This is a genomic window from Luteimonas sp. J29 (assembly GCF_000472505.1).
Classification (GTDB): domain Bacteria; phylum Pseudomonadota; class Gammaproteobacteria; order Xanthomonadales; family Xanthomonadaceae; genus Luteimonas.
In genome coordinates this window covers 379872-391362 of record NZ_AWZR01000005.1, presented here as the reverse complement: position 1 = coordinate 391362, position 11491 = coordinate 379872, and the positions used below count along the sequence as shown (strand labels likewise).

12 protein-coding genes are annotated in these 11491 nt (G+C 72.2%); 5 read left to right on the top strand and 7 right to left on the bottom strand.

What is annotated here, in order from left to right; translation table 11 throughout:
* Positions 1-174: 174 nt before the first annotated feature.
* Together LUTJ29_RS0110765 and LUTJ29_RS17175 are read right to left on the bottom strand one after the other, a co-directional pair.
* Entirely contained in the window at positions 175-381 is a 207-nt protein-coding gene (locus LUTJ29_RS0110765; protein WP_144774617.1) for a hypothetical protein, read from the bottom strand.
* Positions 382-496: 115 nt separating this feature from the next.
* On the bottom strand, positions 497-1501 hold the full coding sequence (locus LUTJ29_RS17175) for a LysR family transcriptional regulator (protein WP_051322928.1): 1005 nt from the start codon (positions 1499-1501) through the stop codon (positions 497-499).
* Between the two features lie 112 nt (positions 1502-1613).
* Between LUTJ29_RS17175 and LUTJ29_RS0110755 the strand changes: the two genes are divergently transcribed.
* Positions 1614-2189, top strand: a complete 576-nt coding sequence (locus LUTJ29_RS0110755) for an NAD(P)H-dependent oxidoreductase (RefSeq protein ID WP_027072513.1) — start codon at positions 1614-1616, stop codon at positions 2187-2189.
* 58 nt (positions 2190-2247) lie between these two features.
* On the opposite strand, the gene serS is transcribed toward LUTJ29_RS0110755, so the two are convergent.
* A complete protein-coding gene (serS, locus tag LUTJ29_RS0110750; protein ID WP_027072512.1) occupies positions 2248-3576 on the bottom strand; it encodes a serine--tRNA ligase in 1329 nt (442 codons plus the stop codon).
* A 125-nt stretch (positions 3577-3701) separates the two neighbouring features.
* Here serS and LUTJ29_RS17170 point away from each other — a divergent pair, with 125 nt between their 5' ends.
* Together LUTJ29_RS17170 and LUTJ29_RS18120 are read left to right on the top strand one after the other, a co-directional pair.
* The gene (locus tag LUTJ29_RS17170; protein ID WP_043741029.1) at positions 3702-4355 is read left to right on the top strand and encodes an energy transducer TonB; all 654 of its coding nucleotides are present in this window, start codon (positions 3702-3704) and stop codon (positions 4353-4355) included.
* 88 nt (positions 4356-4443) lie between these two features.
* Complete coding sequence (locus LUTJ29_RS18120; RefSeq protein ID WP_051322927.1) at positions 4444-5010, top strand: energy transducer TonB; 567 nt, start codon at positions 4444-4446, stop codon at positions 5008-5010.
* 56 nt (positions 5011-5066) lie between these two features.
* On the opposite strand, the gene aroA is transcribed toward LUTJ29_RS18120, so the two are convergent.
* From aroA to serC, 3 genes are all read right to left on the bottom strand, one after another.
* On the bottom strand, positions 5067-6392 hold the full coding sequence (aroA, locus tag LUTJ29_RS0110735) for a 3-phosphoshikimate 1-carboxyvinyltransferase (RefSeq protein WP_027072511.1): 1326 nt from the start codon (positions 6390-6392) through the stop codon (positions 5067-5069).
* Between the two features lie 85 nt (positions 6393-6477).
* Positions 6478-7776 carry a prephenate dehydratase gene (gene pheA, locus LUTJ29_RS0110730; protein ID WP_051322926.1) on the bottom strand — a complete coding sequence of 433 codons (1299 nt, stop codon included), beginning with the start codon at positions 7774-7776 and terminating at the stop codon, positions 6478-6480.
* Complete coding sequence (gene serC, locus LUTJ29_RS0110725; protein ID WP_027072509.1) at positions 7769-8863, bottom strand: phosphoserine transaminase; 1095 nt, start codon at positions 8861-8863, stop codon at positions 7769-7771. The genes pheA and serC overlap by 8 nt, the downstream gene beginning before the upstream one ends.
* 123 nt (positions 8864-8986) lie before the next feature.
* Here serC and msrP point away from each other — a divergent pair, with 123 nt between their 5' ends.
* On the top strand, positions 8987-9955 hold the full coding sequence (msrP, locus tag LUTJ29_RS0110720) for a protein-methionine-sulfoxide reductase catalytic subunit MsrP (RefSeq protein WP_027072508.1): 969 nt from the start codon (positions 8987-8989) through the stop codon (positions 9953-9955).
* Between the two features lie 80 nt (positions 9956-10035).
* Complete coding sequence (locus tag LUTJ29_RS0110715) at positions 10036-10650, top strand: protein-methionine-sulfoxide reductase heme-binding subunit MsrQ (RefSeq protein ID WP_027072507.1); 615 nt, start codon at positions 10036-10038, stop codon at positions 10648-10650.
* Here the strand turns inward: LUTJ29_RS0110715 and LUTJ29_RS0110710 are convergent.
* Positions 10642-11439 (bottom strand): FHA domain-containing protein, encoded by a 798-nt coding sequence (locus tag LUTJ29_RS0110710; protein WP_027072506.1) that lies wholly within the window; start codon positions 11437-11439, stop codon positions 10642-10644. The two genes, LUTJ29_RS0110715 and LUTJ29_RS0110710, sit on opposite strands and share 9 nt — an antisense overlap.
* Positions 11440-11491: the final 52 nt, after the last annotated feature.

The following is an 11491-nucleotide window of genomic DNA, read 5'->3' as shown; positions in this document are numbered from 1 at the left end:
GCGCTGGCGCGCCGTCTTCGGCGGTTTGACCAGCGGCTGCGCCGCTGTTCCCTCCGGCCTGCGGCCTCCGGGTCAAGACCGCTGCCTTGAACCACCCGGCCACATCTTCGCACAGCGCCTGGAGCGGGCCGTGCCGCGACTTGGTGTTGACCTCGGAGAGTCCTCAGGGAGTCCTCAGGCGTCGCCACCGCCGCGAGGTCGCCGGCCATGCATGCCCGCCAGCCGGCCGGGCAGACGGCCGCGCCAGGCAAAGTACCCAAAGAGGTAACCTCCATACAACGCCACGAGCATGACGACCACCTCGGGCCATGCACCCAGCCCGCCGTCGAGCGCGCGGGTGGCGAACGCCCACGCGAAGCCAAGCGTCAGCAGCGCGGACACAGCCCGCTGCCATCCCGGCGCCTTGCCAACAACCCCCATCGGTTCCCCTCCGTTCCAGCTGACCCTGATCGCCGCACCGGGTTTCGACCAGTCGCAGCGACGCGATGCGTTCCGCTCAGGAGATCGTGGCCTGCACGCCCGGCCCCGGACGCTGCGCGGGGCGGACGGCCTGGGCGGCGTCCTGCCCGTTGCCGCAGCTGCGGCAGTTGAGGCTGGACTCCTCGATCAGCGGCGGCAGCTTCTCGGCCAGGAAGTCGATGAACACGCGCACCGCCGGGAGCATGCCGCGCCGCGACGCGAACACCGCGTGCGCCACGCCCTGCGGCAGGCGCCAGTCGGGCAGCACCACTTCCAGCGCGCCGCTGCGCACCGCGTCGGCGCACATCGTCTCGGGCAACATGGTGATGCCCAGACCCTGGCGGGCGAGGTCCATCAGCATCGGGAAATCGAAGCCGGACACGCGCGGCTTCAGTTCGACCCGGCGTACCTCGCCATCGCGGCCCTGCAGTTCCCAGCGGTGGCGACCGTCCTCCTCGCCCATCGTCATCGACGTGTGCGAGGCCAGGTCCTCCGGCACCTTGGGGCGCCCGGCCTTGTCCAGGTAACGCGGGCTGGCGACCAGCAGCTCCTGGATCTGGCCGAAGGTGCGCAGCACCAGGCTGCCGTCGTCGTCGAGCCGGGTGCGCACGCGGATGGCCACGTCGAAGCCTTCGTTGATGACGTCCACGCGCCGGTTGCTCACGTGCATCTGCACGCGCACCTCCGGGTAGCGGGCGAGGAACTCGGGCAGCAGCTTGGGCATCAGCTGCTGGGCGATGCCCACCGGCACGCTGACCTTGACCACGCCGCGCGGCTCGGCGCTGAGCCGGTCCACCACCTCGCGGGCGGCGGTCGCCTCGGCCAGCATCGACTGGGCGTGGCGGTACACGCTCTGGCCGACGTCGGTGACCGCGAAGCGGCGGGTGGAACGCTGCAGCAGGCGCACGCCGAGCTCGTTTTCGAGCTGGCTGATGCGGCGGCTCAGCCGCGACTTGGGGATTCCGAGGGCGCGCTCGGCAGCGGCGAATCCGCCGTGGTCGACCACGACCGCGAAGTAGTACAGATCATTGAGGTCCTGCACGTTCGCTCCTTTTTCGGAACAATGAGTCGTATTTGACCACGTTTATTCCATTCCCGCAACGCCATATCGTGTGCCGCATGCCGGCCCAGCCGGAGAAACGGGAATCAAGGAAATGAAGCTGTTGCATGTGGATTCAAGCGTCACCGGTGACCAGTCGGTCAGCCGCGAACTCACCGGGGCCATCGTCGCACGCTGGCAGGCCCGGGTGCCCGGGCTGGAGGTCATCCGCCGCGACCTCGCCCATGATCCCCTGCCCCACCTGTCCCCGGGGAGCCTGTCCGGGGATGACCCGGTGGAGGCCGCCCGGGCCGAGGAAACGCTGCGCGAGTTCCTCGACGCCGACGTGGTCGTGCTCGGGGCCCCGATGTACAACTTCAGCATTCCCTCCACGCTCAAGGCCTGGATCGACCGGATCGCGGTGCGCGGCCGCACCTTCCGCTACACCGCCAACGGCCCCGAGGGCCTGGCCGTGGGCAAGCGGGTGATCGCGGCGGTCTCGGCCGGCGGCGAACACGCCGGGCAGCCATCGGACTTCGTCGAGCCCTACCTGCGCCACGTGCTCGGGTTCCTCGGCGTGGACGTCGAGGTGGTGCGCGCCGACGGCGTGGCCATCTCGCCGGAGCATCGCACCACCGCGCTCGCGCGCGCCCTCGACAGCCTGCCCGAGGCGGTCGCCGAAGCCGCCTGACGGGCGCGGCCGGTCGCGCCGACGAGCGCGGGCGCGGCCGGCCCCGGGCCGCCACGGCTCAGGCGATGCGGTCGAGGCCGCCCATGTACGGGCGCAGCACCTCGGGCACGAGGATCGAGCCGTCGGCCTGCTGGCCGTTCTCCATCACCGCGATCAGGGCGCGCCCGACCGCGACGCCGGAACCGTTGAGCGTGTGCACGAGTTCCGGCTTGCCGGTGTCCGGGTTGCGCCAGCGCGCCAGCATGCGGCGGGCCTGGAAGTCGCCGCAATTCGAGCAAGACGAGATCTCGCGGTAGGTGCCCTGCGACGGCAGCCAGACCTCCAGGTCGTAGGTCTTGCGCGCGGAGAAGCCCATGTCGCCCGAGCACAGCAGCACGCGGCGGTACGGCAGCCCGAGCCTTTCCAGCACGGTCTCGGCGCAGCGGGTCATGCGCTCGAGCTCGGCGTCGCTCTCCTCCGGACGGGTGATCGACACCAGCTCCACCTTCTCGAACTGGTGCTGGCGGATCATGCCGCGCACGTCGCGCCCGCCGCTGCCCGCCTCGGAGCGGAAGCACAGCGAGTGCGCGGTCATCCGCAGCGGCAGCTGCCCGGCCTCGACGATCGCGTCGCGCACGATGTTGGTGAGCGGCACCTCGGCGGTCGGGACCAGGTAGCGTGCGTCCTCGCCGAACGGGGTCCTGAACAGGTCTTCCTCGAACTTCGGCAGCTGGCCGGTACCGCGCATCGAGTCGGCGTTGACCAGCAGCGGGACGTTGGTTTCCTCGTAGCCGTGCTCGCCCGTGTGCAGGTCGAGCATGAACTGGGCGAGCGCGCGGTGCAGACGCGCCAGCTGGCCGCGCAGCACGGTGAAGCGCGCGCCCGACAGCTTGGCCGCGGTCTCGCCGTCGAGCCAGCCATGGCGCGCGCCCAGTTCGACATGGTCCTTCGCCTCGAAGTCGAACGTGCGCGGCGTGCCCCAGCGATGCCGCTCCACGTTGCCCGACTCGTCCGCCCCGGCGGGCACGGAGGGATCGGGCAGGTTCGGCACCCCCAGCGAGATTGCCTCGATCTCGCCGCGGATCGCGTCCAGCCGCGCCTCGCTGGCCTTGAGCTCGTCGCCGAGGCCGGCCACCTCGGCCTTCATCGCCTCGGCGTCGGCGCGCGCCTTCGCCGCGCCATCGGCGTCGCCCTGCCTGTCCAGGCGCGCCGCCGTGCCCATCAGCTGGCCGATCTCCTTGCTGCGGGTGTTGCGCAGGTTCTGCAGCTCCTGGGTGCGCACCTGGATCCGCTTGCGCTCGGCCTCCAGCGACTGCAGCTGTTCCACCGGCAGGGCGAAGCCGCGCAGCTGCTGCAGGCGCGCGGCGGTGTCGTCGAGGTGCTGGCGGAGCAGGATGGGATCGAGCATGGCGGGAACGGCGGCGGGAAAGCGGTGATTATCGCCGGTTTGCGCGGTTCCTGCGCCGCTGGGCCGGGCGGCGCCGGCGGGCTGTGCCAGAATCGCGGCAACGTCCCGCACGAGAGGCCGGCCGCATGTCCACGCCGTCCACCCCACGCCCCTGGCGGCGGAAGATCGCCGCCTACCTGCCGGCCGGCCGCGGCTGGTGGCTGGTGGCGGGCGCGGTGCTGGCCGGGCTGCTGCTGTTCCTGCTGATGCTGGCGAACCGTCGCGACCAGTTCGAGTTCTATCGCGCCGGCGAGGGCCCGGCCGGCGCACCGGGCCAGGTGTTCGAGCCCCTGCCCGCGCCGCTTCCGGCCAGCGATTCCGCGGCCAGCGGCATGGACGGGGACAGCGACGGCGAGGCGGTGCGCATCGACCGGCATGCCGGTGCGCCCGAACCGCCGCCGGGCATGGTCGATCCGTCAACGCTGCCCGCCGGGCCGGACGCACCGGCGACGCCTGCCGCCGGCACCACCACGGTGCCGCGCCCGGTCTCCGCGCCGGCGCCGGACTATCCGCGCGCGGCCCTGCGTGCAGGCCGGACCGGCCAGGTCGTGCTGCGCATCGATGTGGGCGCCGACGGCCGTCCGCGCGAGGTCAGCGTGGTCGAAAGCAGCCGCCACCGCGACCTCGACCGTGCCGCGGTACGCGCGGTGCAACGCTGGCGCTTCGAGCCCGCCACCCGCGACGGCGTCGCGGTTCCGGCGACGGTTCAGCAGGTCATCAGTTTCGACGCGCAGCGCTGAGTCCGGATCACCGCTCCTGCACGTCGCCGCGACGGCCCGTGCACCCCGCTCGTGGAATGGTGCGCGCATCTCCACGAGGAACCGAAACATGTCCGATCCCACTCCCGACCGCCCGGTGCACGATGACGGGCTGCCGCCCGGGGCGCCGCCGCCCCGCGAACGCCATGGCGCGAGCCTGCTGCTGTGGCTGTTGCTGCTGCTGGTGGTGATCGCCACGGCCTGGTACTTCCTCGGCCGCGAGGATCCCCAGCCGACCGCGCCCGCGCCGGTCCAGATCGGCGAACCCGTGCCGGAAGAATCGCGCTCGCCGGTGTCCGTGCCGCCGGACTCGCGCGACGCCACCGCACGCGAGCGCGCCGCCTCCGCGCCGCGCCTGCCCGATCGCAATGCGCTGCCGCTCAACCACCCCGCACCGGAGTATCCGGAAGCCGCACGGCGGGCCGGCGAAGAAGGCACGGTGGTGCTGGAGGTCGAAGTGGGTGCGGACGGCCGCCCGGGCGAAATCACGATCTCGCGTCGCAGCGGCTCGCGCGATCTCGACCGCGCCGCGGTCGACGCCGTGCGCGGCTGGACCTTCGAACCGGCGATCCGCGACGGCAAGCCCGTGGCATCCACCGTCCAGGTGCCGGTGGACTTCCGTATCGCCAACCGCTGACCCTCGCCGCGGCGGGCAGTCGCCCGTCGCGCCGCGCGAGCCGGCCGCGGGTGCGGTCAATCGGCGATGCGCAGCCCGAAGCCGGCTCCGCGCGCCAGCGCGTCGAACCCGGGGAACGAGGTCGCCACGTTTTCGACGTCGCGGATCCGCACCTCGCCCGCGGCCAGCTGCGCCGCGATCGCGAACGACATCGCGATCCGGTGATCCCCATGGCTGTCCACCTCGCCGCTGCCCAGGCGGGCGCCGCCGTGGATGGTCGCGCCGTCGGGCGTCTCGTCCACGCGTGCGCCCAGGGTGCGCAGTCCGGCGGCCATGGTGGCGATGCGGTCGGACTCCTTGACCCGCAGTTCCGCAGCGCCGCGGACGACGGTCGGGCCCTTGGCGCACGCCGCGGCGACGAACAGCGCGGGGAACTCGTCGATCATGTCGGGCACGTGCTCAACCGGGACCTCGATCCCGTGCAGCGGGGCGTGGCGCACGCGCAGGTCGCTCACCGGCTCCCCGCCCTGCTCCCCTGCCGGCGTTTGCTCGATGTCGGCCCCCATCGCCCGCAGCACGTGCAGCAGCCCGGTCCGGCGCGGGTTCATGCCGACCCGGTGCAACACCAGCTCCGAGCCGGGGATGAGGCTGGCGGCGACGATGAAGAACGCCGCCGACGAGAAGTCGGCCGGCACCACGATGTCGCGGCCGAGCAGGCGGTGCCCGCCCTCGAGCCGTGCATGGCCGGGCGAGAACCCGATCGGCCAGCCCAGCGCGTGCAGCATGCGCTCGGTGTAGTCGCGGGTCGGATGCGGCTCGTGCACGGTCGTGGTGCCGGCGGCATACAGGCCGGCGAGCAGCAGTGCCGACTTGACCTGGGCGCTGGCCACCTCGGTGCGGATCTCGATGCCCTGCAGCGCGGCGCCGCCGTGGATGCGCAGCGGCGGCACGCCGCCTTCGCCGGTGTCGATGCGCGCGCCCATGCGCGCCAGCGGCACGGTCACGCGCCGCATCGGCCGCTTCGACAGCGAGGCGTCGCCCACCAGCACGGTGTCGAACGCCTGCCCGGCCAGCAGGCCGGCGAGCAGGCGCATGCCGGTGCCGGCGTTGCCGCAGTCCAGCGGTCCGTCCGGCGCCTGCAGCCCGTGCAGGCCGACGCCGTGGACGACGCGCCGTCCGGGGCCCGGGACTTCGATGCGCACGCCCATGCGCCGGAAGATCGCCTCGGTCGCACGCGCGTCCTCGCCCTCGAGGAAGCCTTCGATGCGCGACGTGCCCTCGGCGATCGACGCCAGCATGATCGCGCGATGGGACACCGACTTGTCGCCCGGCACCGCGATCTCGCCGCGCAGCGGCGTGCCCCGCGTTGCGATCCAGTCCGTGCCCTTGGTGCTGCTGCTCATCTGGTCCTGTCCAAGAGAAGATGCGATGGGAATCGGGGACGCGCGCGCCCGGCCGGGCCGGCGGCCCGGCCCGCGCCACGGCCTGTCAGGGCACGGCGACCGGGTACGAACCGAGCACGCGCACGTCGCCGGCGAAATCGTCGATCTCGGCCAGCGCGTCCTTCAGCGGCGACTCGTCGGCATGGCCCGCGACGTCGATGAAGAATGCGTACTGCCACAGCGCGCCATGGGCTGGCCGCGACTCGATCCGGTTCATGCTGATGTCGCGCCGCGCCAGCGGTTCGAGGATGCGGTAGAGCGCGCCGGGCTGGTCGCGGATCGACACCATCAGCGAGGTGCGGTCGTTGCCAGACGGCGGGAACGAGGCCCGGCCGATCACCAGGAACCGCGTGGTGTTGTCGTTGCGGTCCTCGATCGGGCCGGCCACCACCTTCATGCCGTAGACGTGCGCAGCGTTCTCGCCGGCGATCGCCGCGGCATCGTCGGACTTCTTGGCGCGCCGCACCGCCTCGGCGTTGCTCGACACCGCTTCCTTGTGCACGTCCGGCAGGTTCTGCCGCAGCCAGTTCTTGCACTGCGCCAGCGACATACCGTGCGAGTACACCCGCTCGATGTCCTCGATCCGGCCGGTGCGCGAGAGCAGGTACTGGTGCACGCGCAGTTCGACCTCGCCGCAGATCTTCAGCGGCGAGGTCAGGAACATGTCGAGCGTGGACTGGATCGTGCCCTGGCCCGAGTTCTCCACCGGCACCACGCCGAAATCGGCGTTGCCCGCGGCGACCTCGTCGAACACCTCCTCGATGCTCACCAGCGGCAGGCCGCGCGCCGAGTGGCCGAAGTGCTTGTGCACGGCCTGCTGCGAGAACGTGCCCTCGGGGCCGAGGTAGCCGACCTTGAGCGGCTCCTGCTGGGCCAGGCACGCCGACATGATCTCGCGGAACAGCCGCACCAGGACCTCGTCGCTGAGCGGCCCCTGGTTGCGGTCCACCACGCGCCGCAGCACCTGCGCCTCGCGCTCGGGCCGGTAGTAGTCGATCGCCGCGGCCAGCTTGCCCTTGGCCTTGCCGACCTGGTGCGCCCACAGCGCGCGCTCGGCGATCAGCGCCTGGATCTCGCGGTCGATGCCGTCGATCTGGGCGCGCACCGCGGCCAGGTCGGGCTGCGCCTGCTTGGCGAACTCGCGCCGGCTGCGCGCCGACGCCTCGGCGTCGATCTTCATCTCGCCCGCGGAGGCGCGGTCGGACTGCTCGGCGCCGGCCCCCTTGCCGCGCGCGGGCGCGGACCCGGTCGCGCCGCGCTTGCCCCTGGCCGCGACCGGGGCGGCGTTGCGGGCCGGCGTGCCGCGCCCGCGCGCGGCCTTGCTGGAACTGCGCTTGTCAGCCATGGCGCGTCTGGAACTCCCGCATGTAGGCCACCAGGGCACGCACGCCCTCGACCGGCATCGCGTTGTAGAGCGAGGCGCGCATGCCGCCGGTGACCCGGTGGCCCTTGAGCCCGATCAGGCCGGCCTCGCGCGCCCCCTCCAGGAACGGCGCGTCGAGCGCCGGGTCGGGCAGGAAGAACGGCACGTTCATGCGCGAGCGCACCGCCGGATCCACGTCGTTGCGGTAGAAGCCGCCCGAGCCGTCGATCGCGTCGTACAGCAGCGCGCTCTTCTCGGCGCTGCGGCGGTCGAATTCGGCGGTGCCGCCCTGCTCGATCATCCAGCGCACGGTCAGGCCCAGCACGTACCAGTTCCAGGTCGGCGGCGTGTTGAGCATCGATTCCGCGCGCAGCTGCGAGGCGTAGTTGAAGATGTCCGCGCGTGGATGGCCGGCGCGCGCGAGCAGGTCGCGGCGCACGATCACCACGGTGATGCCGACCGGGCCGAGGTTCTTCTGCGCGCCGGCGTAGATCAGCCCGTAGCGCGAGACGTCGATCGGCTCGGAGGCGATGCTGGAACTGAAGTCGGCGAACAGCGGCACGTCGCCGGTGTCGGGCACCGGGCCCCACGCCGGCCGGAACTCCACGCCGTGGATGGTCTCGTTGGCGGTAACGTGCACGTAGGCCGCGTCCTTCGACAGCCGCCAGGACTCGCGCGCGGGGATGGTGCGGAACCCGTCGTCCTCGCTGCTCGCGGCGATGTTCACGTCCACCGTCGCCAGCTGCTTGAGCGCGGTACGGCCCCAGTGGCCGGTGATCACGTAGTCCACGCGCTGGCCGGGATCGGCGAAGTTGAGCGCGATCAGCGCCTGCTGGGTGGTCGCGCCACCGGCCGGGAACAGCACCGCGTAGTCGTCGGGGATCGCCAGCAGGGTGCGCAGGTCGGCCTCGGCGCGATGCGCGACCTCGAGGAACTCGGGACCACGATGGCTGATCTCGACGATCGAAGCGCCGGCATCGCCCCACTCGAGCATGTCCTGCTGCGCCTGGCGCAGGACGGCTTCGGGCAGTGCCGCGGGTCCGGGACTGAAGTTGTATGCACGCGCCATCGGTCGACGAATAATGCGGGGACGGGAAGGCTCCTAGTATGCCGCAGTGCACCAGCGTTTCCCGCCGGGACGCAACTTTCCGTGCGTTGCGCGTTCCAACAGAAGTTCCGGAGGAAACCAGCCATGTCCCTGCGCCGCACGCTCGCCATTCCCGAATCGGCCGTTACCGATGAAACCGTGTACCGCAGGCGCCGCGAACTGCTGGGCGCGATGGCGGGCATGCCGCTGCTGTCGCTGGCGGGCTGCGCGGAGGCCGAGCCGCCCTCGCCTTCGACCGCGCGGGTCACGCCGGCCGAGGCCCGCGCCGGTTTCAGCACCGACGAACCGCTCACCCGCTACGAGGACGTCACCAGCTACAACAACTTCTACGAGTTCGGCACCGGCAAGTCGGACCCGTCCCGGGCGGCGCGGACCCTGCGCACCTCTCCCTGGCAGGTCGAGGTGTCGGGCGAATGCGATCGGCCGGGCATCGTCGACCTGGACGACCTGCTGCGCGGCGCCGCCCCCACCGAGCGCATCTACCGCCTGCGCTGCGTCGAAGGCTGGTCGATGGTGATTCCCTGGCTCGGGGTCCCGCTCGCCGACGTGCTGCGCAAGTTCGCGCCCACCTCGAGGGCGAAGTACGTGGCCTTCACCAGCCTGGCCGACCCGGAGCAGATGCCCGGGGTGCGGTTCCGCTCGATCGACTGGCCCTACCGCGAGGGCCTGCGGATCGACGAGGCCATGCACCCGCTCGCGTTCCTGGCCACCGGCCTGTACGGCAAGCCGCTGCCGCAGCAGAACGGCGCGCCGCTGCGGCTGGTGGTGCCGTGGAAGTACGGCTTCAAGAGCATCAAGTCGATCGTCGCGATCCGCTTCACCGAACGCATGCCGCCGACCGCCTGGAACCGGCTGCAGCCGCGCGAGTACGGCTTCTACAGCAACGTGAATCCGGACGTCGACCACCCCCGCTGGAGCCAGAAGACCGAGCGCCGCATCGCCGGCACGGCGAACCGCCTGGTCGCGGACCGCATCCCGACCCGCATGTTCAACGGCTACGGGGACCAGGTGGCCTCGCTCTACTCGGGCATGGACTTGAAGAAGTGGTACTGAAACGCGGCCCGCGCGCCCGCGCGGTCGAAGGTGCCGGCGCCCGGCCGGGCCGGGGGCCGGACGCGCAGGCCTCGTTGCCGCTGGTCGCGGCCAAGCTCGCGGTGCATCTCCTGGCCCTGCTGCCGCTGGGGCTGCTCGCCTGGAAGGCAGGCCTGGTCCTGCGCGGCATCGACATCGACGCGCTCGGCCCGGACCCGGTGGCGGCGATCGAGCACGCGCTCGGCCAGTGGGCCCTGCGCCTGCTGCTGCTCACCCTGGCCGTCACGCCGTTGCGGCAGCTCACCGGGCAGCCGGTGCTGCTGCGCTTCCGGCGCATGCTCGGGCTGTACGCCTTCGCCTACGCCAGCCTCCACTTCGCCGCCTGGCTCGGACTGGACCTGGCCGGCTACTGGGCGATGGTGTTCGGGGAGATCGCAAAGCGGCCGTACATCACCGTCGGCTTCGCGGCTTGGCTGCTGCTGGTCCCGCTCGCGTTGACCTCGACCCGGGGCTGGATGCGGCGCCTGGGCCGCCACTGGGGCCGGCTGCACCGCCTGGTGTACGCGGTGGCCGTGTTCGCCGTGCTGCACTTCTGGTGGATCGTGAAATCGGACTACCGCGAGCCGCTGCTGTACGCCTGCATCCTCGCCCTGCTGCTGGGCTGGCGCCTGTGGACCCGCCTGGCGCGACGTGCGCCGCGCCGCGCCTCAGCCTGAGCCGAACAGCAGCAGCGCCGCAAGCGCCGCGGCGATCCCGATCGCGGCCAGCAGCAGCCAGGGCAGGCGCCAGCCCGGCGCCGTGGAAGGCGCGGCCTCGTCGTCGTTGGAGGCGTCGGGCGCCGCCGGCCGGGCTTCGGCCGCGCGCGGCCGGCGCTGCGGCGCTTCGACCACGAAGCGGTGGTGGCCGTCGAATACGACCTGGTCGCCGGGCGACAGCAGCGCGTCGCGCACCGGCTCGCCGTTGACCACGCTGCCTTCGGCCGACCCCAGGTCGCGCAGCACCACCTGGTCGCCCGCCAGCTCCAGGCGCGCGTGGCGGTCGGCGAACGCAGGGTCGTCGATGCGGATGTCGGCTTCCGAACTGCGACCCACCAGGCGCGGCCGCTCGAGGGTGAAGCAGCGGCCGTGGTAACGCCCGCCGACGCCGCGCAGCACCACGCGCAGGTTCGGCATGCCGTCCGATGGCGGCGGCGGCAGGTCGTCGGGCGGCAGTTGTACCGGGATCGCCGACACCAGGCGCAGCTCGGTCCCGTCGACGTAGATCGCGTCGCCGATCCGCAGCATCGCCATCCGCCGCACCTGGCGCCCGTTGACGTGCACGCCGGGCCCGCCCTCGTCGACGTTCAGCCAGACGCCGCGCCGGTCCACGCACAGGCGCACCGGCTCGTTGCCGCCCTCGATCAGTTCCACCGTGCCGCCCGCGCGCCGCCCGAGCCCGTGCACGCCGATCGCCAGCGGCCGGTCGTTCGACGCCTCTCCGGCGAATCGCAGTCTGACGGACTCCATAGGCGCGGCAATCTATCACGCTGCGCGCGACGTCGCGTCTGGCAGAATGACC

Coding starts and splice junctions, on each gene's coding strand:
- LUTJ29_RS17170 (WP_043741029.1), top strand. CDS start 3,702: ATGTCCACGCCGTCCACCCCACGCCCCTGGCGGCGGAAGATCGCCGCC.
- pheA (WP_051322926.1), bottom strand. CDS start 7,776: ATGGCTGACAAGCGCAGTTCCAGCAAGGCCGCGCGCGGGCGCGGCACG.
- LUTJ29_RS0110710 (WP_027072506.1), bottom strand. CDS start 11,439: ATGGAGTCCGTCAGACTGCGATTCGCCGGAGAGGCGTCGAACGACCGG.
- msrP (WP_027072508.1), top strand. CDS start 8,987: ATGTCCCTGCGCCGCACGCTCGCCATTCCCGAATCGGCCGTTACCGAT.
- serC (WP_027072509.1), bottom strand. CDS start 8,863: ATGGCGCGTGCATACAACTTCAGTCCCGGACCCGCGGCACTGCCCGAA.
- aroA (WP_027072511.1), bottom strand. CDS start 6,392: ATGAGCAGCAGCACCAAGGGCACGGACTGGATCGCAACGCGGGGCACG.
- LUTJ29_RS18120 (WP_051322927.1), top strand. CDS start 4,444: ATGTCCGATCCCACTCCCGACCGCCCGGTGCACGATGACGGGCTGCCG.
- LUTJ29_RS0110755 (WP_027072513.1), top strand. CDS start 1,614: ATGAAGCTGTTGCATGTGGATTCAAGCGTCACCGGTGACCAGTCGGTC.
- serS (WP_027072512.1), bottom strand. CDS start 3,576: ATGCTCGATCCCATCCTGCTCCGCCAGCACCTCGACGACACCGCCGCG.